This window comes from Halosaccharopolyspora lacisalsi (assembly GCF_014137975.1).
Taxonomy (GTDB): Bacteria; Actinomycetota; Actinomycetes; order Mycobacteriales; family Pseudonocardiaceae; genus Halosaccharopolyspora; species Halosaccharopolyspora lacisalsi.
Window position 1 is genome coordinate 368448 of sequence record NZ_JACGWZ010000001.1, and the last position, 25380, is coordinate 393827.

At 68.4% G+C, this 25380-nt stretch carries 23 protein-coding genes, 3 tRNA genes and 1 other RNA gene; 20 read left to right on the plus strand and 7 right to left on the minus strand.

Annotation, left to right across the window (positions count from 1 at the left end):
* Positions 1 to 2: 2 nt before the first annotated feature.
* A complete protein-coding gene (locus FHX42_RS01785) occupies positions 3 to 527 on the minus strand; it encodes a PPA1309 family protein (protein ID WP_182542422.1) in 525 nt (174 codons plus the stop codon).
* Positions 528 to 744: 217 nt separating this feature from the next.
* Here FHX42_RS01785 and FHX42_RS01790 point away from each other — a divergent pair, with 217 nt between their 5' ends.
* From FHX42_RS01790 to FHX42_RS01800, 3 genes are all read left to right on the plus strand, one after another.
* A complete protein-coding gene (locus FHX42_RS01790; protein ID WP_182543439.1) occupies positions 745 to 3681 on the plus strand; it encodes a UPF0182 family membrane protein in 2937 nt (978 codons plus the stop codon).
* Positions 3682 to 3803: 122 nt separating this feature from the next.
* Positions 3804 to 3877: transfer RNA gene (locus FHX42_RS01795), tRNA-Met, on the plus strand.
* A 235-nt stretch (positions 3878 to 4112) separates the two neighbouring features.
* A tRNA-Met gene (locus FHX42_RS01800) sits at positions 4113 to 4186 on the plus strand.
* Positions 4187 to 4260: 74 nt separating this feature from the next.
* Here the strand turns inward: FHX42_RS01800 and FHX42_RS01805 are convergent.
* On the minus strand, positions 4261 to 4476 hold the full coding sequence (locus FHX42_RS01805) for a hypothetical protein (protein WP_182542423.1): 216 nt from the start codon (positions 4474 to 4476) through the stop codon (positions 4261 to 4263).
* Positions 4477 to 4789: 313 nt separating this feature from the next.
* Here FHX42_RS01805 and FHX42_RS01810 point away from each other — a divergent pair, with 313 nt between their 5' ends.
* The 7 genes from FHX42_RS01810 (at position 4790) to ssrA (ending at position 10377) form a co-directional block, all read left to right on the plus strand.
* The gene (locus tag FHX42_RS01810) at positions 4790 to 5287 is read left to right on the plus strand and encodes a PadR family transcriptional regulator (protein WP_182542424.1); all 498 of its coding nucleotides are present in this window, start codon (positions 4790 to 4792) and stop codon (positions 5285 to 5287) included.
* Between the two features lie 78 nt (positions 5288 to 5365).
* Entirely contained in the window at positions 5366 to 6478 is a 1113-nt protein-coding gene (gene prfB, locus FHX42_RS01815; RefSeq protein WP_182542425.1) for a peptide chain release factor 2, read from the plus strand.
* Positions 6479 to 6756: 278 nt separating this feature from the next.
* A complete protein-coding gene (gene ftsE, locus FHX42_RS01820; protein WP_182542426.1) occupies positions 6757 to 7446 on the plus strand; it encodes a cell division ATP-binding protein FtsE in 690 nt (229 codons plus the stop codon).
* A gap of 63 nt (positions 7447 to 7509) precedes the next feature.
* Complete coding sequence (ftsX, locus tag FHX42_RS01825) at positions 7510 to 8412, plus strand: permease-like cell division protein FtsX (RefSeq protein ID WP_182542427.1); 903 nt, start codon at positions 7510 to 7512, stop codon at positions 8410 to 8412.
* 10 nt (positions 8413 to 8422) lie between these two features.
* The gene (gene smpB, locus FHX42_RS01830; RefSeq protein WP_182542428.1) at positions 8423 to 8902 is read left to right on the plus strand and encodes an SsrA-binding protein SmpB; all 480 of its coding nucleotides are present in this window, start codon (positions 8423 to 8425) and stop codon (positions 8900 to 8902) included.
* Positions 8899 to 9807, plus strand: a complete 909-nt coding sequence (locus tag FHX42_RS01835) for an amidohydrolase family protein (protein WP_182542429.1) — start codon at positions 8899 to 8901, stop codon at positions 9805 to 9807. The genes smpB and FHX42_RS01835 overlap by 4 nt, the downstream gene beginning before the upstream one ends.
* Positions 9808 to 10000: 193 nt before the next feature.
* Positions 10001 to 10377: a transfer-messenger RNA gene (ssrA, locus tag FHX42_RS01840) on the plus strand.
* 750 nt (positions 10378 to 11127) lie between these two features.
* Here ssrA and FHX42_RS01845 read toward each other — a convergent pair.
* The gene (locus FHX42_RS01845; protein WP_328795842.1) at positions 11128 to 11829 is read right to left on the minus strand and encodes a serine/threonine-protein kinase; all 702 of its coding nucleotides are present in this window, start codon (positions 11827 to 11829) and stop codon (positions 11128 to 11130) included.
* A 116-nt stretch (positions 11830 to 11945) separates the two neighbouring features.
* Between FHX42_RS01845 and FHX42_RS01850 the strand changes: the two genes are divergently transcribed.
* The gene (locus tag FHX42_RS01850; RefSeq protein ID WP_182542431.1) at positions 11946 to 13112 is read left to right on the plus strand and encodes an MFS transporter; all 1167 of its coding nucleotides are present in this window, start codon (positions 11946 to 11948) and stop codon (positions 13110 to 13112) included.
* 68 nt (positions 13113 to 13180) lie between these two features.
* Here the strand turns inward: FHX42_RS01850 and FHX42_RS01855 are convergent, their stop codons facing one another.
* Positions 13181 to 14527, minus strand: a complete 1347-nt coding sequence (locus FHX42_RS01855) for an ArnT family glycosyltransferase (RefSeq protein WP_407926202.1) — start codon at positions 14525 to 14527, stop codon at positions 13181 to 13183.
* Between the two features lie 290 nt (positions 14528 to 14817).
* Positions 14818 to 15123 carry an HIT domain-containing protein gene (locus tag FHX42_RS01860; RefSeq protein ID WP_220479752.1) on the minus strand — a complete coding sequence of 102 codons (306 nt, stop codon included), beginning with the start codon at positions 15121 to 15123 and terminating at the stop codon, positions 14818 to 14820.
* A gap of 149 nt (positions 15124 to 15272) precedes the next feature.
* Between FHX42_RS01860 and FHX42_RS01865 the strand changes: the two genes are divergently transcribed.
* The 5 genes from FHX42_RS01865 (at position 15273) to FHX42_RS01885 (ending at position 19667) form a co-directional block, all read left to right on the plus strand.
* Positions 15273 to 16112 (plus strand): GNAT family N-acetyltransferase, encoded by an 840-nt coding sequence (locus FHX42_RS01865; protein WP_182542434.1) that lies wholly within the window; start codon positions 15273 to 15275, stop codon positions 16110 to 16112.
* A gap of 108 nt (positions 16113 to 16220) precedes the next feature.
* Positions 16221 to 16418, plus strand: coding sequence for a hypothetical protein (locus FHX42_RS01870; protein WP_182542435.1), 198 nt, complete (start codon positions 16221 to 16223; stop codon positions 16416 to 16418).
* A 303-nt stretch (positions 16419 to 16721) separates the two neighbouring features.
* Complete coding sequence (locus tag FHX42_RS01875; protein WP_328795843.1) at positions 16722 to 18005, plus strand: MFS transporter; 1284 nt, start codon at positions 16722 to 16724, stop codon at positions 18003 to 18005.
* Between the two features lie 71 nt (positions 18006 to 18076).
* Complete coding sequence (locus tag FHX42_RS01880) at positions 18077 to 18310, plus strand: DUF6158 family protein (RefSeq protein WP_182542436.1); 234 nt, start codon at positions 18077 to 18079, stop codon at positions 18308 to 18310.
* The gene (locus FHX42_RS01885; protein WP_182542437.1) at positions 18303 to 19667 is read left to right on the plus strand and encodes an NAD(P)/FAD-dependent oxidoreductase; all 1365 of its coding nucleotides are present in this window, start codon (positions 18303 to 18305) and stop codon (positions 19665 to 19667) included. The genes FHX42_RS01880 and FHX42_RS01885 overlap by 8 nt, the downstream gene beginning before the upstream one ends.
* 3 nt (positions 19668 to 19670) lie before the next feature.
* Here the strand turns inward: FHX42_RS01885 and FHX42_RS01890 are convergent, their stop codons facing one another.
* Positions 19671 to 21026, minus strand: coding sequence for a phenylacetate--CoA ligase family protein (locus FHX42_RS01890; protein WP_182542438.1), 1356 nt, complete (start codon positions 21024 to 21026; stop codon positions 19671 to 19673).
* A gap of 149 nt (positions 21027 to 21175) precedes the next feature.
* Here FHX42_RS01890 and FHX42_RS01895 point away from each other — a divergent pair.
* The 3 genes from FHX42_RS01895 to FHX42_RS01905 all read left to right on the plus strand — a co-directional run bounded on the left by FHX42_RS01895 (position 21176) and on the right by FHX42_RS01905 (position 23422).
* Positions 21176 to 21247 (plus strand) — tRNA-Ala (locus FHX42_RS01895).
* Between the two features lie 207 nt (positions 21248 to 21454).
* Positions 21455 to 21763 carry a hypothetical protein gene (locus FHX42_RS01900; RefSeq protein WP_182542439.1) on the plus strand — a complete coding sequence of 103 codons (309 nt, stop codon included), beginning with the start codon at positions 21455 to 21457 and terminating at the stop codon, positions 21761 to 21763.
* Positions 21764 to 22336: 573 nt separating this feature from the next.
* On the plus strand, positions 22337 to 23422 hold the full coding sequence (locus FHX42_RS01905; protein ID WP_182542440.1) for an XRE family transcriptional regulator: 1086 nt from the start codon (positions 22337 to 22339) through the stop codon (positions 23420 to 23422).
* 196 nt (positions 23423 to 23618) lie between these two features.
* On the opposite strand, the gene FHX42_RS01910 is transcribed toward FHX42_RS01905, so the two are convergent.
* Positions 23619 to 24740: an NADH:flavin oxidoreductase gene (locus tag FHX42_RS01910; protein WP_182542441.1), complete on the minus strand. Its 1122-nt coding sequence runs from the start codon at positions 24738 to 24740 to the stop codon at positions 23619 to 23621.
* Positions 24741 to 24885: 145 nt separating this feature from the next.
* On the opposite strand from FHX42_RS01910, the gene FHX42_RS01915 reads away from it, so the two are divergent.
* A complete protein-coding gene (locus tag FHX42_RS01915; RefSeq protein ID WP_182542442.1) occupies positions 24886 to 25356 on the plus strand; it encodes an RrF2 family transcriptional regulator in 471 nt (156 codons plus the stop codon).
* The last annotated feature ends 24 nt before the right edge of the window (positions 25357 to 25380 follow it).

Consider the following 25380-nt stretch of genomic DNA (forward strand, 5'->3'; position numbering starts at 1 on the left):
GATCAGGGATTGAACGTGTCGCGGAGGGCCTGCAGCAGGTTCGGCGCCAGTGAGGTGTCCTGAACGAGCTCGTCCTCGTTCGCCCCGTCGCGCAGCCGCATCACGCAGGTTTCGTCACCGTTGCGGAGCACGGCCGCGACCAGCCTGGCCTCCTGCCGGTCGGGGTGTTCGGCGGCCATCGTCCTGGCGGCCTCGTCCTCGTCGGGCAGTGCCGACTCCGCCTCGGGAGGCAGCACGACGATCTCCTGGAACAGTGCGCACCCCGTGACCTGATCGGGCCAGCTGACCCGTGCCAGCGCCTCGGCGAGGTCCTCGGCCGGCAGCGACTCCTGGGCGACGGGAGTCAGGGCCGCCTCCGAGTCGAGCTGCTCGGCCAGGTCGGGTTCGGCGGCGAGCAGCTCACTGGTGGGCACGAGGGCGAATATCTGGGCGGGCTGGTCCCAGCCCTCCGCTCCGATGAACTCCTCGATCTCGCGCGCCACGGCGGGCAGTGCCGCCGCCTGCTCTTCGCCGGCTCCGGTGGTCATGCGCTCATGGTCGCACCCGTGCTCGCGATGTTCGTGGTCCGGTTCGCTCCACCGGGGTGTCCGGTTCATACGAATTCGGCGGGCACCGTCTCGGGGCGTGAGGGCAAGGTCGTAGAGTTGAAGCTCATGGGGCTGCGGCGTGGCCCACACGTCGGTCCCGCGAGCTCGACAATCGTCCTCAGGAGAGTGCGCCGTGGCCAACAGGCCCCCGGTAGGAATACCGAAACTGTCCCGGCGGAGCAGAATCCTGCTCATTCTGGGTGCCGTCCTGCTGATCCTGCTGATCGCCGGATCGAGACTGATCGGTACTTACGTCGACTGGCTGTGGTACGGCGAGGTCGGGTACCGGTACGTGTTCAGCACGATCGTGCTGACGCGCCTGACGCTGTGGGCGGCAACCGGAGCGTTCATCGGTCTCGTGCTGGCGCTGAACCTCTGGATCGCCTACCGCCTGCGTCCCGTGTTCGTGCCGACCAGTGGCCCGGAAGACCCGCTGGCGTGGTATCGAACCGTGGCGACGCAGCGTTCCAAGCTCTTCGGGATCGGTATTCCCGTGGTGGTGGGCGTGCTCGGCGGAATCGCGGCCCAGGGCGACTGGCAGCTGGTGCAGATGTTCCTGCACGGCGGCTCGTTCGGCACGGCCGATCCGCAGTTCGGCAAGGACGTCAGCTTCTACACCTTCAGGCTGCCTTTCTACCACTGGTTGCTGACCTGGGGCTTCGTCGCGGTGGTGCTGTCCTTCATCGGGGCGCTGGTCACCCACTACATCTTCGGCGGTATCCGGCTGACCGGGCGCTCGGGACAGCTGTCGGTGCCCGCGCGGGCGCAGCTGGCGATCCTGGCCGGGGTCTTCGTGCTGCTCAAGGCGGTGGACTACTACCTCGACCGCTACGATCTGCTGCTGTCGCAGCGCAGTGACCGCTTCACCGGTGCGACCTACACCGACCTGCACGCGGTCATGCCGGCCAAGCTGATCCTGCTGTGCATCGCGGTGTTCTGCGCCTTCGCGTTCTTCGCGGCGGTGTTCCTGCGCAACCTGCAGATCCCGGCGCTGGCCACGGTGCTGCTGGTGCTGTCGAGCGTGGTCGTCGGGGCGGTCTGGCCCGCCCTGCTGCAGCAGTTCTCCGTCAAGCCCAACGCCAACGAGCGCGAGTCCCAGTCGATCGAGCGCAACCTCGCTGCCACCAAGCGGGCCTTCAACATCAACGAGGACAACGTCGACACCCAGCGGGTCGAAGGCAGGAAGACCAAGCCGTACCCGGGTACGACCCAGCTGTCCCCGGAGCAGGTCGCCCAGAACGAGGGGACGATCCCCAACATCCGGCTGCTGGACCCCAACATCCTGTCGGAGACGTTCACCCAGCTCAAGCAGCAGTACAACTTCTACGGGTTCCCGGACAAGCTCGACGTCGACCGGTATCGCACCCCGTCGGGTGAGCTGCAGGACTACCTGGTGGCCGTGCGCGGTCTCGACACGGACAACCTGACGCCGAGCCAGCAGTCCTGGATCAACAGCCACATGAAGTACACGCACGGCAACGGCTTCGTCACCGCCCCCGCCGACCGGGTGAGCACCACTCCGGGCGAAGGGGCCGACGCCGGTGCGTATCCCGTGTTCTCGGTCAGCGACACCGAGAACAACGGCCAGGGGCGGGTCCCGGTCGATCAGCCCCGGGTCTACTACGGCGAACTGGTCAACACCTACGCCATCGTCGGCGGGGAGCCCGGCGACCAGCCGCGCGAGTACGACACGCCGAACGAGACCTACACCTATGACGGTGCGGGCGGGGTGCCGATGGGCAACCTGTTCAAGCGAATGGTCTTCGCCGCCTACTACGGCGAGCAGAACATCCTGTTCAACCAGGCCATCGGCTCCGAGTCGCAGTTGATCTTCAAGCGCAACCCGCGCGAGCGGGTCAAGGAGATCGCTCCCTGGCTCAAGCTCGACGGTGACTCGTATCCGGCCGTGGTCGACGGTCGCATCAAGTGGATCCTGGACGGCTACACGACGCTGAACAACTACCCGTACTCGCAGCGGGTCCAGTTCGGCGAGGCCACCAGCGACTCGCTGGACAACAACGCGGGTCCGGGCAACGAGCTCAACTACATCCGGAACTCGGTCAAGGTGACCGTGGACGCCTACTCCGGCAAGGTGCAGCTGTACGAGCACGACAAGCAGGACCCCGTGCTCGACGCGTGGCAGGGCATCTTCCCCGGGCTGATCAAGCCGAAGAGCGCGATCAGCCCCGAGCTCCAGCAGCATCTGCGCTACCCGGCCGACCTGTTCCAGGTGCAGCGGCAGATGCTGACGAGCTACCACGTCGACGACGCGGCCAGCTTCTACGCCCAGCAGTCGTTCTGGGGAGTCCCCCCGGACCCGACGGTGGGTGGCCAGGGCGGTAACAACAGGTCGGGCGGCAAGCAGCCGCCGTACTACGTGATCGCCCAGATTCCCGGGCAGAGCAGGCCGGTCTTCCAGCTCACCAGTGCGCTCACCGCGCTGAAGCGGCCGAACCTCGCTTCGTGGGTCTCCGTCTCCTCGGCACCGCAGAGTTACGGGGAGATGACCGTGCTGGAGCTGCCGACGGACACCCAGACACCGGGCCCGGCCCAGGTGCAGCGGCAGATGGAGTCCACTCCGAAGGTCACGCGGGATCGGACGCTGTTCGACAACCCGGCCGTGCAGCCGCAGTTCGGGAACCTGCTGACGCTGCCGGTGGAGGGCGGCCTGCTGTACGTGGAGCCGATCTACATCAAGCCCAGCAGTCCGGAGGCCTATCCGCAGCTGGCGAGGGTGCTCGTCTCGTTCGGCGGCAAGGTCGGTTTCGCACCGACGCTGGAGGAGTCGCTGAACCAGGTCTTCGGCGCGGGCGCCGGACAGGCGGCCGACACCGCCGACAACCCCGGCGATCAGCAGGACGGCCAGCAGGACGGTCAGCAGGACGGCGATCAGCAGGACGGCCAGCAGGACGGCCAGCAGCCGGGTCAGGATGCCGACCCTCAGGTGTCCCAGGCCGTCGGGGACATCCAGTCGGCCATGGAGCAGCTGCGCACTGCGCAGCAGTCGGGCAACCTGGGTGAGATCGGCAAGGCCCTCCAGCAGCTCGAAGCGGCGACCAAGCGCTTCGAGCAGGCACAACAGTCCGGAAACTGAGCCCACTCCGGGTCGCGCCCGCCTTCAGCGGGCGGGCGCGACCCGGATGGGGACCCCCTTCGTGGTGCGCTCACACGGCCCGCTACACTGGAGCTACAACAAAATACAGCGCAGAAACACGGCGCGGGGTGGAGCAGTTCGGTAGCTCGCTGGGCTCATAACCCAGAGGTCGCAGGTTCAAATCCTGTCCCCGCTACTGGGTAGCGGCCCCGGTTTTACGGCCGGGGCCGCTTACTTCCCGAACCGCTGTCGCTGAGTGGGACTCTCGAGGTTCGGCTGAGGCCGGGAGAGGGTTTCGACCCCCCGTGTGAGCGGGTTGTCGCCGAGGTGTACAGTAGGTTTCACAACGAAATACAGAGTATGAACATCGAGTTCTCGCTGAGAACGCGGTTTCATGGCTAGAGTTTCATGAACACGATTCATGAAAGCGGCGCGGGGTGGAGCAGTTCGGTAGCTCGCTGGGCTCATAACCCAGAGGTCGCAGGTTCAAATCCTGTCCCCGCTACTGATACCGAGGGCCCGGACATCGTTCCGGACCCTCGGTCTTTTGTGTGCCGTGGGTGGCTCGACCGAGCTCGTTCAGCTCGCGGCCCAGGCTTGGGCGCACGCCGGCGAGCAGATGCGCCCGTCCCCGGCGCCTCTGCGGTGGGCGCGCATCTTGCGCTTGCACATCATGCACTTGTCCGTGCCAGTGTCGATCTCGACCGGTATCAGCGATTTCGCCCGCTCGCTGACACGGCTGGTCACCTTCGTCCGACCCTCCGCGAGCTTGTTGCGTAACCGGCTGCGGTGCATGGTTGGGCCTCCCTGGGTCTCGTCGTTTCACGGCCACCTGCTGAGGGACTATCGTAAGGGTGCCCTTAACCGGGCTTACTTGTGCAGTGGTTGAGCGCAAGTTCGTTCGATCGGGGTAAAGTTGGTTACTTTTCGTGTTCACATGGATGTCCAGGGTAGTGGCGTCCAGGAGTGAAGGCGAATCAGTATCGCTTTTACGGACCGATTTTTCCCGGTCCGTGCACTCTTCGTCACCCCCTGGCGGACATTGCCACAGTGGACAGCAAAGCCGACCACTGTGGACAGCTTTCCGCTTTCGTGGCACCGTAGGGATGTGACCGAGCTGAATGCGACCTCCGCGGCCCTGCTGGGGCTGCTGCACGAGGGTCCGATGACAGGCGGGGAGCTCGTGGCTGCGGCCACCGATCGCTTCGGTGGCTTCTTCAGTGTGACCCGCAGCCAGGTTTATCGGGAGCTGCCCGCATTGACCGATGCCGGGCTGTTGCGCCTGGGCAAGCAGGGACCGCGCTCCAGTCAGCAGTACGTGATCACCGCAGCGGGCAAGCGGGCCTTCAAGTCCTGGCTGAACACCGAACCCGGCCCGGACAACGTCCGCAGCCCGCTGATCCTGCGGTTGCTCTACTCCGGGTCGCTCACGCCGAAGCAACGGGCGAACCTGGTCGACTCCGCCAGGATCCAGTACACCGAGAAGCTCGACGAGGCCAAGAGGGCGGCCAAGGCGGCCGACGACCCGTACGAGAAGGCCGCCGCGGACTTCACGGTCGCGCACAACAGGGCGGTGCTCAAAATGATCGACGCCATCCCCGAGTAGTCCCTGGTGCACGTCGTGTCCCCGGCGGTGGCCCGTGCCCGTCGGTGACCGAGCAGGAGTGCAGTACCCTGGAGTGTTGTGAATCCCGACGTCGCTGCCGACATCAAGGACCTGTCCAGCACGCTCGAAGGCATCGAGCGTGTGATGGACCTGGACACGTTGCGCGCCACGATCGCTGACCTGGAGCAGGAGGCCGCACGCCCCGAGTTGTGGGATGACGTCGACTATGCGCAGCGAGTCAACAGCGAGCTCGTGCACAAGCAGTCCGACCTCCGCAAGGTCACCAATCTGCGGCAACGGGTCGAGGACCTGGAAGTGCTCTACGAGCTCGGTGAGGCCGAGGACGACCAGGCCAGCCTCACCGAGGCCGAGCGGGAACGCGCTCGGCTGCGCAAGGATCTGGCGGACCTCGAAGTTCGCACGCTGCTCTCGGGCGAGTACGACGAGCGCTCCGCGGTGGTCACCATCCGGGCCGAGGCCGGGGGCGTGGACGCCGCCGACTTCGCAGAGATGCTGATGCGCATGTACCTGCGCTGGGCGGAACGCCACGAGTACCCCACGGAGGTCTACGACACCTCCTACGCGGAGGAGGCGGGCTTGAAGTCCGCGACGTTCCGGGTCAACGCCCCCTTCGCCTACGGGACGTTGTCGATCGAGCAGGGGACCCACCGGCTGGTGCGTATCTCGCCGTTCGACAACCAGGGACGTAGGCAGACCTCGTTCGCCGGTGTCGAGGTCCTTCCCGCGGTCGAGGAGACCGACCACGTGGAGGTCCCCGACAAGGACATCAGGATGGACGTCTTCCGGTCCTCCGGTCCCGGTGGGCAGAGCGTGAACACCACGGACTCGGCGGTGCGGCTCACGCACGTGCCGACCGGCATCGTCGTGTCCTGCCAGAACGAGAAGTCGCAGCTGCAGAACAGGGCTGCTGCGATGCGCGTGATGCAGTCCAAGCTGCTGGCTCGCAAGCGCGAGGAGGAGCGGGCCGAGATGGACGCGCTCAAGGACAGCAGCGGTTCGGGCTGGGGCAACCAGATGCGTTCCTACGTGCTGCACCCCTACCAGATGGTCAAGGACCTGCGCACCGACCACGAGGTCGGCAATCCGGAAGCCGTGCTGGACGGGCAGATCGACGGTTTCCTGGAGGCCGGTATTCGGTGGCGCCGCGAGCAGCAGGACCAACCCGCGTAGGAGGCTCCACGGCTCGGCTCGCTGGGAGGGCGTGCCGAGTGCCGGTAGGGGAGCCTCGGGCGCCGGCCGGGCCGACTCGTGCGTTCGGGGAGAAAGCGGCTTCGCCGCTTGCCCGACGACGAGTTCGGTTGGGCAGGCGGTTTGCCGGGTCCGCGCGGGGAACCGCCCGGAGCCCCCTCGGGGCGCGAGATTGTAGCACGGGTCCGCTTCCAGCGATAACGATCCGGTGGCGGTCCGGGTGCATGAAGCTCCTTCGGACGAAGGTAGGCTTACTCCTCGTGATCCGGCTCGAACACGTGTCAAAGTCGTACAAGACCTCGACTCGCCCCGCCCTCGAGGACGTCTCGGTGGGGGTGGACAAGGGTGAGTTCGTGTTCCTCATCGGCCCCTCCGGCTCGGGCAAGTCGACCTTCCTGCGGTTGCTGTTGCGTGAGGACGTGCCCAGCAGGGGCAGGGTGATCGTGGCCGACTGGAACGTGGCCAAGCTGCCGCGGCGTCGCGTACCGCGACTGCGCCAGCGGGTGGGCTGCGTGTTCCAGGACTTCCGGCTGCTGAACAACAAGACGGTTTTCGAGAACGTCGCGTTCGCTCTCGAGGTCATCGGCAAGCCCAGGCACACGATCCACAAGGTGGTGCCCGAGGTCCTGCAGCTGGTGGGTCTGGAGAACAAGTCCGATCGGATGCCGCAGGAGCTCTCCGGTGGTGAGCAGCAGCGCGTGGCGATCGCCCGCGCCTTCGTCAACCGGCCACTGGTGCTGATGTGCGACGAGCCCACCGGCAACCTGGACCCCGACACCAGCCAGGACATCATGCTGCTGCTGGAGCGGATCAACCGCACCGGTACCACGGTCCTGATGGCCACTCACGATCACTCGATCGTGGACTCCATGCGTCGTCGCGTCGTCGAACTCAGTCACGGGCGAGTGATCCGTGACGATGCGCGGGGCGTCTACGGCGTCGGCCGCTGACCAGCTTCGCGGACCTGCCCCTTCCTCCCGTACGAGCCCAGACCAGCCGAAAGCGGACACAAGATGCGAGCGAGCTTCGTATTCAGCGAGGTCGTCAACGGCCTGCGCCGTAACGTGACGATGACGATCGCGATGATCCTGACCACGGCGGTCTCTCTGGGCATGCTCGGTGGCGGCCTGCTCGTGGTGCGCATGATCGACAAGATGCAGAGCAGCTATCAGAACCAGATCGAGACCGTGGTCTACCTGAATTCTGATGTCAGCGCCAACGACCCGGCCTGCGACAAGCAGCCCTGCGCCAACCTGCTGTCCGATCTCAAGCAGAGCTCCGGCGTCGAGTCGGTGCACCACGAGAGCCGCAAGGAGGCGTACGCCAAGGCCCAGCAGCTCTTCGAGTCCCAGCCGCAGCTGCGTCAGCTCGTCCGGCCGCAGGGGTTGCCCGCCTCGCTGCGGGTCAAGCTCTCCGACCCCGAGCGCTTCGAGGCCCTCAAGAAGGAGTTCGCCTCCAAGCCCGGGGTCGAGAACATGGTCAACCAGGCCAAGTACATGGACAAGTTGTTCGGATTGCTCAACGGGGTCCGCAACACGACGTTCGTGGTCGCGCTGATCCAGGCGCTGGCGGCGTTGATGCTGATCTCGAACACGATTCAGCTCTCGGCGTTCAACCGGCGTACCGAGACCGGCATCATGCGCCTGGTCGGGGCGACTCGCTGGTACACGCAGTTGCCGTTCCTGCTGGAGGCCGTGGTCTCCGGTGTGATCGGCTCGCTGCTGGCCATCGGTGGGCTGTTCGCGCTGAAGCCGCTGTTCATCGACAGGGTGATGGGATCGGTGCTGGGTACCGGGGCGTTGCCCCAGATCGGCTACGGCGACATCTTCTACGTGTCCCCGATCCTGGTGCTCGTGGCGACCGCGATCTCGGCGGTCACCGGCTACGTCACCTTGCGCCTGTACGTGCGCTTGTAGAGTCGCGGGTATGGCTAAGGAACGCGGCCGCAAGCTGATCGCGCAGAATCGCAAGGCTCGTCACGACTGGTCGGTGCTGGATACCTACGAGGCCGGGGTCGTGCTGACCGGAACCGAGGTCAAGAGCCTGCGACAGGGGCGCGCCTCGCTGGGGGAAGCTTTCGCGACCCTCGACGACGGCGAGGTGTGGCTGCGCAACGTGCACATCCCGGAGTACAAGGAGGGTACGTGGACCAACCACGAGCCACGTCGTTCCCGCAAGCTCCTGCTGAACCGCGGTGAGATCGAGCGACTGGTCGGCAAGACCAAGGAGAGCGGACTGAGCCTGGTTCCGTTGTCGCTGTACTTCTCCGACGGCAAGGCCAAGGTCGAGATCGCGCTGGCACGAGGCAAGCGCAAGCAGGACAAGCGCAGGGACATGGCCGAGCGGGACGCGCAGCGTGAGATGCAGCGGGCGATCGGTCGGGCTCGCAAGGGCATGAGGACATGACACCGCAACCGGATGAACCCTCCTGCGACGAGCGGGTCCGTCCCTGGTTGGACGAGCTGGGACTGCCGGGACTCGTCGACATCCACACGCACTTCCTGCCCCAGCGGGTGCTGGACAAGGTGTGGGCCTACTTCGACGCGGCGGGCACGCACTACGGCATGGACTGGCCCGTCCACTACCGCTACGACGAGTCGACCCGGTTGCGCGTGCTGGGCGAGCTGGGGGTCACCGCCTTCGCCCCGCTGGTGTACCCGCACAAACCGGGGATGGCCGGCTGGTTGACCGACTGGGCCGTCGAGTTCGGCCGGAGGACACCGGGCGCGGTGCCCACCGCGACGATGTACCCGGAACCCGACGTGGCCGACTACCTCGCCGGTGCGCTGGACGCGGGCGCGCGGTGCGTCAAGGTGCACATCCAGGTCGGTGGTTTCGACCCGCGTGATCCGCTGCTCGACAAGGCGTGGGGGATGCTGGCCGAGTCCGCCGTTCCGGTGGTGGTGCACTGCGGGCACGGACCCCTGCCCGGTGAGCACACCGGTCTGGACGTGTTCGCCGAGGTTCTTCGGCGGCATCCGCGCCTGGTGGCCGTGCTCGCTCATGCCGGTATGCCGGAGTACGACGTCGCGCTGCGGCTGGCCGAGCGGTATCCACGGGTGCACCTGGACACCACGATGGTCGGAGCCGACTTCACCGAACGCTTCGCCCCGTTGCCGCCGGACTGGTCGTCGAGGCTGGTCGGACTGGCGGACCGTGTCGTGCTGGGTTCGGACTTCCCGAACATCCCGTATCCCTACGCCGAGCAGCTCGCGGCGATCGCGGGATGGGCCGCTGCCGACGACCGGCTCGGCCGGGACTTCCTGCGTTCGGTCCTGCACGACGCTCCTGCGCGCCTGCTGGGGCTGTGATCGGCATCATTGCCGAGCCGGATGACACGGGGCCACGTCGTTGTTGTCCGGGGCGAGCACCCGGATACAGGATCGGTAACGAAATCGGCCGGTGCGGGGAATGAATCCGGCACCGGACGCGTTACACTGAGTGCGGTCGGTGCGGACCGGGGTCCACGCCCTGGTTGGTGTCGACCGTGTCCTGAACGAGCAAGGGGGTGAACGGTTTCGACTCCGTACGTTGATCCAAGGGAAGCGTGCCGGTGCAGGCGGAAGACCACCGTACAAGCGTCGCCGTAAACTAATAAGCGCCGACAACAAGAGTCAGCGCGAGTTCGCACTCGCCGCCTGAGGCGAGTAGCGACTCTGTCGGACCGGGAAAGCCTCCGTCCCGGATTCCGGCACCGTTGAGGAGGCTCCACCACCAGGGCTGGTCGCGGGCCCTGGTAGGGACACCCTACAGCGACTGGGCTTGTCACACCGGCTAGTTCGCGAGACCGGTGAAGCCAAGTAGAGACACAGCGGACTGCGCACGGAGAAGACTTGGTGAACCGACGGAGGACCCGGGTTCGATTCCCGGCACCTCCACCAGGAGCCCGGCGGACGTCACGTCCGCCGGGCTCTTTTCATGGAAAACCCCCGTGCTCCACCCGGTCGGCCTGGCGAGCGGGCACCCGGACGGTCGCGGGTGGCCTCGTTCGCGCGTGCAGTGGCGGAACGTGAACCAGTCGAGGCTGAGGACGGGGGAGGCTTTCCCCGCGCTGGAAATGAACTTCAGGAACACGCGGTGCTTGCCCCTCCAGGATCGTCGGTTTGTCCTGTATCACCTTCGGGCCCGGGTTTTTCGGGATGCGGTGGGGCTTCCCACCGGAGGTGGGGCGTTTTCGGTCGAGGGTGCGGGTTTTTCGGCCGGAGGCGGGGAACTTTCGACCGAGGACCGGGCGCTTTCGGCCGAAGACGGGCGGCGGCGGTCCGGCTGCTGCGTTCGGTGAGAACACCGACCCTCGCGCCGAGAAGGACGAGCAGCACGGCGCAGCCCGAGGGCGCGAACACCTTCGACAGCCGTGCCGTGCGGGCGGGTGGGGCTGGCCGGCCTGGTCCGATGTCGCCGGGGCGGGAACGGCCGGTGCGGAGGGGGAGTTCTGCTGCGCGCGCAGGGCCCGTGCGTTCGGGTCGACGAGGGCGTCGAAGGAGCCGCTGCCGCTACGCGGCAGGAGGGGCTGGACGCGGGGCGCACCTCCTCCAGGTCCATTCGCCGTGCCGGTCTTTGACCATCAGACCGCTGATCACGGGTTTGGTGGTGTTGCGGCAGCGGCCCGCTGACGATGGAGCTGAGGAGGATCAGCGGTTCGGTGGTGTTGTCGTGGGGCAGGCGTCCCTCGGCCGTCGTGAACAGCGTCGCGCCCGGACTCCACAGGTCCGGTGCCGTCGAGACGGAATCGCCCGCCGCGATCTCCGGGAGAGGGAGGAGGGAGTGCCCGTCACGAAGCCGGTTCGGGTGCTCGTGGGATCGGCGGCGTTGCGGGCGATGCCGAAATCGCCGAGCTTCACCTGGTCGTGCTGACCTAGCAGGACGTTGGCCGGTTTGACGTCGCGGTGGGTGATGCCGATCCGGTGCGCTGCCTGCAGTGCCGCCGCGACGCTGTCGGTCACCAGCGCGAGTTGGTGCTGATCCAGCGTGCCGTGCGCGTCGGTGATCGCCGTGGGGCTCTGGGACGCGAAGAGCTCCATCACCACGAAGATCGTGTCGCTGCCCTGCGTCCCGTCGTAGAGCGGCACGACGTTGGGGTGGCTGACCATGGCCATCGCAGGTGCTTCCCGGAGTTCGGAGGCGTCTTCCTCGGTCAGTTCGGGTGGGAGCCGCAACTCCTCGACGGCCACGGGGCGGTGCAGCAGCTCGTCGGTACCCGCCCACACGATTCCCATCGCACCGTGATCGATCCTGGTCGCCAGCCTGTACCGGTTCGCGACGAGGCGCTGGGAAGAGCTGCCGGAGGAGTCTGCTGGTCGGTTCGACGCACCGAACATCATTCCTGAAAACATCCGCGTGTGAGGAGGATTCTCGGATCGTTCACCACGCCGCCGCCGTCTGGCACGCGGGTACCTGAACTCGTCCGGATTGGTTACGCTTCCTGATGATCCGATGATGTGGAGGTCCGGTGCCACCTGCGTTGCTCGCGATGAGTCTGGGGACCTTCGGCATCGGCACCACCGAGTTCGTCACCATGGGCCTGCTGCCGGAGATCGCCGGTGGTGTGGACATCTCGATCCCCACGGCCGGGCACCTGATCTCGGCCTACGCGGTGGGAGTCGTCATCGGTGCTCCGCTGTTGACGGCGCTCGGTTCCGCCGTGCCGCGGAAGGCGTTCCTGCTGGGCACCATCGGCCTGTTCGCCCTCGGCAACCTGCTGACCGCCGTGGCGGGCAACTACGAGAGCCTGCTCGTCGCGCGGCTGCTCACGGGAATGCCGCACGGAGCGTTCTTCGGCTCCGCCTCCGTCGTGGCGGCCGGACTCGTCGATCCCGGTCGGCGGGCCAGGGCCGTCTCGGTGCTGTTCCTCGGGCTGACGCTGGCCAACGTGGCCGGAGTGCCCGTCGGTACCTACCTCGGACAGCGGTTCGGGTGGCGCTGGACGTTCGCGATGGTCGCCGTGCTCGGGCTGGCCAGCCTGCTCAGCATCCTGGCCGCGCTGCCGCGCCAGTCGAGGCCCTCGGGCGGTATCCGCGACGAGCTGGGAGTGTTCCGGCGACTGCAGGTGTGGCTGGCGCTGGCGGTGGTGATGCTCGGGTTCGGTGGGACGTTCGCCTGCTTCAGCTACATCACCCCGATGATGACGAGCGCCGCCGGATACGAGGCCGGTGACATGACCTGGCTGCTGATGATGTTCGGGGTCGGCATGAGCATCGGCACGTTCGCCGGTGGGAGGCTGGCCGACCGCGCCCTGCTCCCGAGCCTGTACGCGTGCCTGAGCGGACTAGGACTCACGCTGGGGCTTTTCGCGGTCACCGCGCACGGACAGGTCTCGGCGGCGGTCACGCTGCTCTTGATCGGGGTCACCGGATTCTCGGCGGGTCCTATCGTGCAGACGCTCATCATGCGGCGAGCCGAGGGGGCTCCGAGCCTGGCCTCGGCGTCGGTGCACTCCGCGTTCAACATCGCCAACGCGATGGGGGCCTACCTCGGCGGATTGGTGATCGCCGGAGGACTCGGCATCACCGCCCCCAACTGGGTCGGGGCGGCGCTCGCCTTCTCCGGCCTGATTCCAGCCATCGCCTCGGGCCTGGTGGAGCGTCGTGGTGAGGCGGTTCGCCGGTGCGCGGTCTGAGCCGCCCTGAGCGTCGTCCTGACCTCGCTGCGGCGGTGATTCGGGCCTACGCACTTGCGGAACCGCGCTCACGGACCCCACAGGCTCATGTAGCTCATTCGCGGCCAGAGGCTGTCCCAGGGCTGCTTCGGGTCCTCGGCCAGCCAGATCGGTTTGCCGTCGTAGTAGGTGGGCAGGCGCGTGTGGATCTTCCCCGCCAGGGTGACGTCGTGAAAGAACCGCTCCAGGTACTCGCGGCTCCCGTCGAGGTAGAGCACCTGGTCGGTGCCCTCGCGGGGGTGGCCGAAGTAGCCGAAGCCCCGGCTGCCGCTGTGGACGCGGGGGATGCCCAGCTCGGGGCCGTAGTGGTGGATGGCCGAGGCCGACCAGTAGTCGTGGGTGATCACGGCGGTGGCCCGGCGCTGCTCCGGTGGCAGGTTCCGGTGAACCTCGGCCACCTGGGACGTGACGCGCTGCCAGCCGAGACTGCCCCTGCCGAGCACGTTGGAGCTCGCGACGGCGGAGGCCGGAGTCAGGGGCAGCGCCGAGACTGCCAGGCAGGCCGATACGGCGTAGGCGGGGGAGGCGATCCAGCTCCACCGCGAGTTCTCGCGTTCCTCCCGTCGGCGTTGCAGCTCCACCGTCGCCACCGCGAACAGCAACCCGTAGAAACCCGCCACGTAGTAGGAACGGCCGCCGCTGAGCGCGAATATCGCGGTCAGCGCCACGGTGGTCCATCCGAGGAACCGGTAGGGCCTCAGCTCCCGCGACCGCAGCAGTCGCCACAACCCGAAGCACACCAGCACGGCTCCGACGAACCCGGCACCGTCGGTCGCCGAACGCAGGAAGACCCAGAGGTCGAAGGTCTCCGAGGAGACGACGTGGGCCATCCGCAGCTGCGGCCAGCCGTTGTTCGCCTGCCACAGCGCGGTCGGGACCGCTGAGAGCACCGCGACGGCCGCCCCCCACCACAGCTTGGGGCGGGACAGCAGGCGCCGGGGGCCGACGAACAGCACCGCTACCCCCGCCGTCAGCCAGAAAGCCGGGATCAGCAGCTTGACCTGCATGGCCACCGCCGTGACCACGCCCGCCCACAGCAGCAGGCGGTCGTCGTCCTCACCCCGGTCGTGCAGCCGTACCCAGCGCACGAGCAGCCAGCTGACCAGCGTCCACATCACGGGGTCGATCGACCACGTCAGCAGGAAATGTCCGGCGGTGATGAACTGGTTCGCGGTCGCGCACGCCCCGGCAGCCAGGGTCTGGGCGCGGCGATCTCCCCCGAGCTCGCGCGCGATGAGAGCGGTCGTGAACACGGTCGCGACCGCGGCCAGCATCGCCGGGGTCCGCAGCACCACCACCGAGTCCGGCGCCAGCGTCTCGGCCAGCCGTGCCAGGAGCGGCAAGGCCGGTGGCTGGTCCGCGTATCCCCAGGACAGGTGGTCGCCGGCGGCGAGGAAGTACAACTCGTCGGCGAAGTATCCGTAGTGTCCGCTGGTCAGCAGCAGTGCGCTTCCGAGGAGTGCGGCGATCAGCAGCACCGGGGTCTTGGCCAGCGGTGCGAGGCCGTCCGCCCGGACGGGAGGGCGGGGGGCCCGAGGGACCGCTGGAGGAGCCGTGGTGTGCAAGCACGACTCCTTTCCCGCGGATCGGACGACTTCGCGCGAAACCGTGACTTCACCGAGCTCGATGGTCCGGTTTCGCGCGAGACCACCGCCTGGTGGACGGCTCAGCCGGGGGGCCAGGAGAGGGGGCGGCCCCCGATCAGGTGGCAGTGCACGTGATGCACCGTCTGGCCCGCCTCGGTGCCGGTGTTGAGCACGAGCCGGTAGCCCGCATCGGCGACGCCGTCCTCCTCGGCGATGCGGTGCGCCTCACTCACCAGCTCGTCGAGCAGGCCGTTGTCGGCCGCCGCGGTGTCCGCCGCCGTAGCGTAGTGGGTCTTCGGGATGATCAGCACATGCGTCGGTGCCTGCGGGTTGATGTCGCGGAAACCCAGCGTGCGCTCGGTCTCGCTGACGGTCGTTGCGGTCATCTCGCCTGCGACGATCTTGCAGAAGACGCAGTCCGCCGTTTCGGTCACGCTGTACCTCCGGACTCTCGCGGGTTCTCGCCCCGGGGAAATCCTAGAGGTCGTCCCACCGGGGTTCGGGCGGGCGTTCTCCCGGAGACGAGAATGGGGGAGTGGACCCGCTGTATGACCCCGACGACGAGGAACTGCTGCATCCCAGGCAGGCACGCGAACTGGCCGGCCTCGTCGAGACCGCGCGGTTGGCGTCGGGGGCGGTTCGCAACGGCAGCATCGGCAAGGTCGGTGCCGCGAGCGTGGTCGTCAACGAAGGCAATCCGCTGACCGGTGGTAATCATGCCTGCGCGCTGTGGGGCACGCTCGCCGAGGTCGCCAGCACCCTGCTCCGGCTGGAGGACACCTTCGCCGAGGCCGGGCGTTCGGAAGCCGTCGTCCACGCCTCGCCGACGACCCTCGTCGAGATCGAGGGGATCGCCGACGACGCCGGATGGCGTGCCGTCGAGGAGAACGTCGCCCTGCTGCACCGTGCCGGAGGTGCGGACGCCTCGACGGGAAGGTGGGGTTCGCCACGCGCGGCGCGGGAGACCGACGTGGCCGGCATCGCCGCACTGCTGGCAGACGAGATGGGACTGTCGGATTCGGGCGAGGCGCTCCTGGCGCGCAATTTCCGCTATCGGATCGACGACTCCCGTTGCACGGTGCGCGTGCTCGACGATCCCGAGGTCGAACGTGTCGCCGGGTTCGCGCAGGGATTCACCGAGCACGGGATCGGTCTCGTGGAGCAGGTCGTGGTTCGGCCCGGACGCCGTGGGCGCGGTGCGGGCAGCGCCCTCGCGGCGCAGGTCGTCGCCGACGCGCGTGAGCGCGGAGCGCGGATGGTGGCCGCGTACGCCGAGGAGGGCGGCTCGGCGGAGCGTTTCGCGGAATCGTGTGGTTTCGAGACCGCCTACGCCGTCACCGCCTACGCCCGCCGCGTCGACGAGCTGCTGGACTAGTGCCCGGAACGGGTTCGTCGTCGGGCTGAACCCGCTGCGCACTCCCGTTCGGGGAGTGATCGACCGCGTATGGCGGTGAGGGCGTCTCCGGCTGGATAAGATCCCCGCATGGATGACGTCAGAAATGTCACGGTCGGGTTACTGGAAACGGCCGATACGGGACGTGGACGGAGGCAGCTCGACGCCGCGCTCATCGCCTTTCTGGGATTGGGCGAGGACGGCTGGGGAATGCGGGTCGACGAAGTCCCGAAGCATTACCGCAGCGCGATGCGCGCGGCCCTGGAAGCGGCGGCGAGACAGTCGTGACGGTGCCGGCGAGCCGCCCCCGCCTGGTCGGAGACGTTTGCGTGGACGAGTGCGGACGGGCCGGCCAGCGGTGATCGTCCGTCGTGTTCGTGCGCGGTGGTGCCCACGGCTCGTGGTGCTGGCACGACCGGCTTGTGGCACAGCACGGACCCTTCGCGGAACGACGAGCCGAGCTCCGATGCGCCGGTCACTGTCACGGCGCGAGGTGAACGCTCCGAGTGGTCGAGGGAATTTTTCCGGGGACGCCCGGACTTGTTCGCAGGGGCCGGAGCGGCCCGTTCTGCGGCGACGAGTGGAGGCGCGGTGTCGAGCGATTCGGCAGCGGGCGGTGCGAGCACGCGAACACGTGAGCGCCTGCCCCCGGAGATCTGGATCCTCGTCACGGGCAGCTTCATCATCGCCGTGGGGATGGGCATCGTCTCGCCCGCGTTGCCGACCTTCGCCACGAGCTTCGACGTCGGGGTCACGGCTGCCTCGCTGATCGTCAGCGCCTTCGCGTTCATGCGGCTGGTCTTCGCCCCGGCCAGCGGGAAGCTGGTTTCCTGGCTCGGGGAGCGCCCGATCTACGTCTGGGGCATCTTCATCGTCGGGCTCAGCAGCACGGCCTGCGCCTTCGCCCAGTCGTACTGGCAGCTACTGCTGTTCCGCGGCCTGGGCGGGATCGGCTCGACGATGTTCACGGTCTCGGGACTGGCGCTGCTGATCCGTCTGGCTCCGCCGCACCTGCGCGGGCGCGCGTCCGGCATGTGGGGAACGAGCTTCCTGCTCGGCAGCATCTCGGGACCGATCGTGGGTGGCGTCATGATCGGCTACTCGCTGCGACTGCCGTTCCTGGTCTACGGCATCGCGCTCTACCTGGCGGCGTTCCTCGGCTGGTTGATGCTGCGCAACTCCGCGCTGGCCGCGAAGGAGGGCGACGACGGTGCCCCGGTCATCACCATCCGGGAGGCGCTCGGCGAGCACGCCTACCGCTCGGCGCTGCTGTCGAACTTCAGCAAGGGATGGACGGTCCAGGGAGTGCGCATCGCCCTGGTGCCGCTGTTCGTCACGCAGGCGCTGCACCTGTCGCAGTCCATGTCCGGTGCGGCCCTGTCGGTGTTCGCCGTGGGCAACGCCGCGGTCCTGCTGGTGGCCGGACGTCTCGCCGACTCCCGGGGGCGTAAGCCGCTGGTGCTGACGGGGCTGGCCGTCGCCGCGCTGGGCAGCGCCTCGCTCGGGTTCGCGGAGTCGGCGCCGCTGTTGCTCGGCGCCTCGCTGGTGGCGGGTGTCGGTACCGGGCTGATGACCCCGGCGCAGAGCGCGGCGGTCGCCGACATCGTCGGGGCCAGGGGCAGGGGTGGCCCGGTACTGGCGACGTTCCAGATGGCCGCCGACGTGGGCGCGATTCTCGGCCCGCCGATGGCCGGGGCCCTGGCCGACGTCCTCTCCTTCCGCGCCGCGTTCGGGGTCACGGGACTCGTCACCGCGGCGGCACTGCTGATGTGGTTGGCCGCGCCGGAGACGCTGCGGAAACCGGCCGCCGAACATCATCGGGACGAGGGGGACGACCGCGCCGCGGACGAGCCCGAGCGGAGCGCCGGCCGATAACCCATGTGTCCGTGGGCCCCGGATGGGGTAGACCGCTGTCGGTAGCCGCGATGCCGGTACTGGAGGCGGACATGGACAGCGGAATCGAGGCAACCGCGCTCTCCGAGGAGGCGTTGGCGAGAGAGCTTCGGCACCTCCACGAAACGCGACACGAGACGTTCCTGCACGGTGCGGCCGACGCGCTCAACGAGCACAATGAGCGCACCCGCGAGCTGGAGCAGGAATACCTTCGGCGCCATCCCGAGCGGGAAGTGGATCCTCGTCGGACCCGCGCCGGCGCGAGAGGAGCCGACCACCATGCCTGAATCCGTGGCACAGCGGCGCGGACGCAAACCGCGCATCGTCGTCGTGGGGGGTGGTCACACGGGATTGACGGCCGCCCTGCGCCTTCAGTCGAAGCTGATAGAGGGCGAGGCCGACATCACCGTCGTCGACGCCCAGCCGCACATGACCTACCAACCGTTCCTGCCCGAAGCGGCCGCCGGATCGGTGGAACCCCGCCACGTGGTGGTCCCGCTGCGCGAGGCCCTGCGAAGCAGCGAGGTCCTCACGGCCATGGTCACCGGCATCGACCACTCCCGTCGTTGCCTGACCGCCCAGCTGGCCGACGGCAAGGTCGAGCAACTGGAGTACGACATCCTGGTGGTGGTGCCCGGCTCGATCTCGCGGTCCCTGCCGATCCCGGGACTGGGCGACGAGGGGATCGGCTTCAAGACCATCGGTGAGGCCATCTACCTGCGCAATCACGTGCTCTCCCGGTTGGACGCCGCCGCCACCACCACGGACCCGGAACTGCGGCGCAAGCTGCTGACCTTCCTGTTCGTCGGCGGTGGCTACGCCGGTATCGAGGCGATGGCCGAGCTGGAGAGCATGGCCCGGTACGCGACGCGCTACTACCCCACGATCGCGGTGCGGGACATGCGATGGGTCCTGGTGGAGGCCATGGGGCGGATCATGCCCGAGGTCAGCGAGCGGATGGGCGTCTACACCCGTCGCCGACTGGAGGAGCGCGGTATCGAGGTCAAGCTCGAAACCACCGCCAAGACCTTCGAGAACGGCCACGTCGTGCTTTCCGACTCCGACGAGTTCGACGCCGACACCATCGTGTGGACCGCGGGAGTCAAGGCGCACCCGATGCTGGAGGAGAGCGACCTGCCCCGCGACGGCAAGGGTCGTGTCGAGTGCACCACCAAGCTTCAGGTCCGCGGCACCAGCGACGTGTTCGCGGCGGGTGACTGCTCCGCGGTCCCCGACCTGACCAGCAGCGAACCCGACGCGACCTGTGCTCCTTCCGCCCAGCACGCGGTCCGCCAGGCGCGGGTGCTCGCCGACAACGTCGTCGCTCTGCTGCGGGGGCGGGAGCTGAGCGACTACAAGCACAAGTACGCGGGTTCGGTCGCCGGGCTGGGCCTGTTCCAGGGGGCGGCCGAGGTCTACGGCATCCGGCTCAAGGGGCTGTCCGCGTGGATGCTGCACCGGGCGTACCACGTCGCGAAGATGCCCACGGCCTCGCGCAAGGCACGCATCATCGGGGACTGGTTGATGGAGCTGCCGTTCCGGCGTCAGGTGGTCGCGCTCGGCGAGCTGCACGACCCGCGAGCGGAGTTCGTCAAGGCATCCAACACGCGCGGTCTGCCCAGCGAACGCGGTCAGGCCGGATAGCGCTCACTCCAGGCCCGGTAGGGGGGCCGCGCCGTGATCCCAGCGTATCGGCCGTGGACTGCCCTTCTCGGGCTTCTCACCGTCCTCCGCGCGGGGAAGGCGGTTCGGTTCGAGCACCCGCACGACGCAGGTGATGCCGAGACGCTCGCGCAGCGCCACGGCGAGGTCGCGTTCGAGCGTCTCGGTGTCCTCGGCGGGGGAGTGCTGCTCCACGCCGACGCGCAGCTCCGGATGGGAGGGGTCCCGGCGGTCCTCGACCACCACGTAGTGCGGAGCCACCCGCGGATCGGTCAGCAGCACGGTCTCGATCTCGGTGGGGAACACGTTGACCCCGCGAATGACCAGCATGTCGTCCCGTCTGCCCAGGACGCGCGTCATCCGGCGCAGGGTGCGGGGGGAGTCCGGCACCGGTCCGCTGATCGAGGCGATGTCACCGGTGCGGTAGCGCAGCAGGGGCAGGCCGGTCTTGGTCAGCGTGGTGAACACCAGCTCGCCGGCCTCGCCCTCCGGGAGCGGTACGCCGTCCGGGCCGACGACCTCGGGGTAGAAGTGGTCCTCGGCGATGTTGAGCATGCCCGCCGAGTCCAGGGACTCGCACGCCACTCCGGGTCCGATGATCTCGGTGAGTCCGTAGATGTTCAGCGCTTCCAGGCCGAGCAGTTGCTCGATCTCCAGCCGCATCTCCTCGGTCCAGGGCTCCGCGCCGAACAGCCCGACCCGCGGGGGCAGCTGGTCCGGGGTGATCCCTGTGTACCGCAGCGACTCACCGAGATAGAGCGCGTAGGAGGGGGTGCAGCACAGGACGTCCGGGCGCAGGTCGAGGAGCAGCCGTGCCTGTCGGTCGGTGGCGCTTCCCGCGGCGGGCAGCGCGGTGGCTCCCAGCCTCGTCGCCCCGTGGTGCACTCCCAGCCCGCCGGTGAACAGGCCGTAGCTGTAGGCGGAGTGCACCGTGCTGCGGCGGGTCGCCCCCGCTCCGCCCAGAGCCCGAGCCATGACCCGACTCCAGACGTCCAGGTCGTGGGCCGTGTAAGGAGCCAGGGTCGGTCTTCCCCGAGTGCCCGACGTGCCGTGGACGCAGACGATGTCGTCCTCGGGAGCGGCACGCAGGCCGAAGGGGTAGTACTCCCAGAAGTCCTGCTTGGTGACGAACGGCAGCTCGTGCAGCTCCTCCAGGCTGACGTCGACGCCCCGCTCGACGCCGCAGTCGCGCAGCCGTGCCGCTTGGACGCCGCCGGTTTCCAGCAGGCGCTGGACGAGTCTTCGTAGCCGGTGCTGCTGTAGGTTGCGGCGCTGTTCGGGATCGAGGCCCTCGGTCGCCGGTTCCGTCAGGGGTGTTGATACGCGCTGTGCTGTGGTCACGACTCTCGGTGTAGCAGGCGTGGTCGCCGATGGGTAAGCCGCGAAAAGGGGGACCCCCCGTTCGGGGGCCTTGAGAGCCTGTTGTAAAGTATCTCCTGCAAGCGATGAGCAGGGGTCAACACCCACTGAGCATCGTGACAAGGAAACAGGGGGCTGTGGCGCAGCGGTAGCGCATCTGACTGGCAGTCAGAGGGTCAGGGGTTCGAATCCCCTCAGCTCCACTCTTGCGAGAACCCCCAGTGCGCTGGGGGTTCTTTGCTGTTCGGGGTGTTTCGTACCACCGGCGGAACCACCCGCGCCACCGCGAGCGCGACCCATCTACCGTGCTCGTCCGCGCCGACCGCGTGAGCCCAGGCCTGGCCGAATTCCTCCTCGCTCACTGAAGCGCGCGCATCGTGGGAGCAACGACAGACCAACCGGAGGTCAGCGTGAACACGGCAACCGGTACGTGCCGGGTCGGCGACGACGACCAGGACCGTCCTTGCGAGATCGCCCTGGACGATGGCCCCGGCCAGGGCTTCTGGTACCTGGACACGTGCGTGAGCTGGGAAGAATCCGACGAACTGATGAACCGGGACCAACCCGTGGACGTGAGGATCCACCTGGACGAGGGAGTCTTGGTGGGTAGAGCACTCCTGAACAAGATCCGCGCTGCTCCGGGGAGCGAAGGGCCGGACTCCTATCCGGTGAGTGCTCACATGATCGGCTCCGGCCCGTTGAGGGAGGCGGCGCGCTGACCGGCTCGGTCGCTTGCCGGTGTCGGCGGGTTCGCCAGCGGGTGGAACCGCCGGGCGATGCGCACGGGGCACGCACCGCCCGGCAGCGACGACTCGATGCCGGAACGTTCGGGGTGTCGGCGCCGGGCCGGGCCTTTTACGGGGCACCTCGGTGGGTGCACTGGCTTGTCCGGCAGTCGTGGTTGGCGGCGTAGACCCGCAGGTAGGCGTTGACGCATTCGCTGCAGGCCCGTGCGGGCGGGGCGGGGTTGTTCGGCCCCATCGTTTTGCCGCAGCGCGAGATCCGGTCGTGCGAGCCGGGTCGGCGTTCGTGGACGTAACCCTGGTGGTCCACCCACGTGTCCCGCCGGCTCGACGCGGGCGGCCCGTACGCGAGCGTGACCCGCTCCCACCGGAGCACCGGTTCGCACACTTCCCCGGCAGGGTCGCTGCCCTCGGACGAATACGGCGCTGTGTGCGGGGTCGATGACTGCGCGTTCATGGTTACAACATCGCCCGATCGACCCTGACGGCCTCAGGGCAGGAGGTCAGGCAGTTATGGGCATCGGTGGTCACGTGGCAACATCACCCGGTATGGGCCGTAACGAACGTCTGCACGCCGCCCGCCAGGCCACCCCGTCGCCGAGGGTTCCGGGTGCGTGCCTGTCGCGGGCCGAACTCGCCGAAGCCGTGAACACTTGGCTTACCGAGCACACCGACCGCCCGGGCGCGTTGGACGAGCAGGCCATCGCCCGCTACGAACGCGGCACCGTGCGCCGCCCGAACCGCGACTACCGTGCGGCCCTGCGAGCCGTCCTCGGCGCTGACCAGGACACCGAGCTCGGATTCATCGCGTCCGGTCCGTCTCACGAACCGTTGAAGCAGCCACATACGATCGAACTCGACCCGGCGCGAGTATGGAGCCCTGATGAGCAGGCCCGCGTCGAGCACGTGTCCGGGTGCGCCCGCCGCGTCGACCAACCGGTCCTGGATGCGCTGGCCGGCACACTGGCCGCCGTGCGTCGCCTGGAGGACGAGACCAGCGCCGCCGACGTGCTGCCCTCGGTGGTGGCTCAGGCCCGGCTCGCCGACCGGCTCGCCGACAACGCCCCGAGCGGGTTGCACTCGACCGCGCTCGGGCTGGCTTCCGAAATCGCCCAGTACCGCGGGTGGCTGGCCATTCCCCGCGGACAGTGGGACGAGTCCCGCGCCCATCTCGACCGCGCCGCCGTGCTGGCAGTGCAAGCCGACGACCCGCTACGTCTGGCAACTGCGCTCAGCTTCAACGCCTACCGGGCGATGCTCGTCGACGACATCCCTACGGCCGCCTCTTTGGCAGACGCCGCAGGCCGGGAAAGCCGCGTCGATCCGGGACTGCGGACCTACATGACGGTGCAGCGCGCCGAGATCGCCGCCTACGGCCGGGACACGAACCGAGCAGCCCGGCTACTGGCCGAGGCCGACCACATGATCGAGCAGCTACCGCCCGCCGAGGAACTCCCCGACAGCTCGTACTGGTACACCCCGAGCGTGCTCACCGGGCACAAGGGTTTCGTGCTGCAAGCCCTCGGCGAGCATGAGGCTGCCCGCCGAGCCGCCGCCGAGTCACTCGACGCTATGCCGGAGACGTGGCGACGCTCGGAGTGGGCGGTGCAGCACCGAGCGCTCGCCGAGGCGTAGACCGCGTGTGTTGTGCACGTCGAGAACCGGAGTGGGCCGAAGTCGTTCGATCCGTCGTTCTGTGATGCTGCGCAGGGCCGTTGAACTGCGCTGATGGGCGGTGGGGAGCTCGCCTGTCCGCGCGGGTCACGGTTCCGGCGGCCAGCGGGGCGGGAGGTTCGAATCCCCTCACCGCCCCGCACCACCGGGACCGCGCTCAGTGCAGCGTGGTGAGCGCGGCCCGGGTGAACGGAACGAGCTCGGTCTCGCGGCCGTCCAGCACCTTCCGCGACCACTCCGGGTCGGCCAGCAGCGCGCGGCCGACGGCGACGAGGTCGAACTCGTCGCGCTCCAGTCGCTCGGCCAGCCCCTCGACGCTGCCCACGTTGGTTCCCGCGCCGCTGCCGAGGGTGGCGGGGTCGAACGCCGTGTCCAGCCCGACCGAGCCGACGGTGATGACCGGCTTTCCGGTGAGCTTGCGTGTCCACCCGCCGATGTTCAGCTCTGAATCGGATTCGGGAAACTCGGGCTCCCAGTAGCGGCGCCCGGAGGCGTGGAAGGCGTCGACCCCGGCTTCGGTCAGCGGGGCGAGCATCGCCTGCAACTCGTCCGGGGTCTCGGCGAGCTTGGCGCCGTAGTGGTCGGCCTTCCACTGCGAGAACCGCAGGACCACGGGGAAGCCGGGCGAGACCCGCTCACGCACGGCCGCGACGATGTCCGCGGTGAACTTGGTGCGCTCGACCGGGGAGCCGCCGTAGGCGTCGGTGCGCCTGTTGGTGCGCTCCCACAGGAACTGGTCGATCAGGTAGCCGTGCGCGCCGTGGATCTCCACGCCGTCGAAGCCGATGCGCTCGGCCTGGTGCGCGGCCTCGGCGAAGGACTCGACGAGGCGTTCGACGTCGGCCGACGAGAGCTCCTCGCCCGCCTCCGGGGTGCCGTCCAGCGCGATTCCGGAAGGTCCGACCGAGGGCGCCTCGGGGAACGGCGGCTTGCCGGCCTGCCGCTGGATGCCGACGTGCCACAGCTGCGGCATGATCCGGCCGCCGGCCTCGTGCACTGCGGAGACGACGTTGCTCCAGCCTGCCAGTGCTTCCTCTCCGTGGAAGCGCGGCACGTTCTCCCGGTCCCCGGCGGAGGGGTCGTCGACGTAGGTGCCCTCGGTGATGATCAGACCGGTTCCGGCGGCCGCGCGCCGGGCGTAGTAGGCGACGACGTTCTCGTCGGGAACGCCGCCGGGGGACTGGTCCCGGGTCATCGGGGCCATGACCAGCCGGTTCGGCAGCTCCACCGATCCGAGGGTGAACGGACGGGAGAGTGCCTGCGCTGCGCGAGCGGACATGCGGGTGTCCTCCTGGTGCGTGCGAAAACAAAATGTTCCTAGTAAAGATACACTTTTATGTGCGGGCGCCTCCGGGGACGTTGCTAGCCTGGGACGTCACCCGGGGAGAGCCGCCGGGCTCGCGACGGAGGGAGGTGTTGCCGGCGTGCTGGACCTCCGCTTTTCCAGCGCCCTGACGGCGATGCTGATCCTCGCCCTCGCCGACGAGGAGGGGAGCCCGACGCTCAGCTCCGCTCAACTCGCCGACAAGATGGGCACCAACGCGAGCCTGGTGCGCAAGCTGATCGCCCCGCTGGCGCAGGACGGGCTCGTCGTCTGCGCCAAGGGACGCTCCGGCGGGGCCCGGTTGGCGCGGCCCGTCGAGGAGATCACCCTCGCCGAGATCTACCGCTGCTCGACGGGGGACAAGCCGCTGTGGAACCGCCGCTCCGGCAACGAGCACGACTGCCGGGTCGCCGCGAACGCGCAGTCCTACTTCGCCGAGCTGACAGCGGAGGCCGAACAGGCCGTGCTCGGCGCGCTCGGCGACCGCACGCTTGCCGACGGCGTGCGCGAACTGCGGCGCTTCGACCGGGAACCGGCGCAGGGAACCAGTCGCGGCTCCGGCACCTGCTAACGTCTGTGCGCAGGTTCTTCCGGC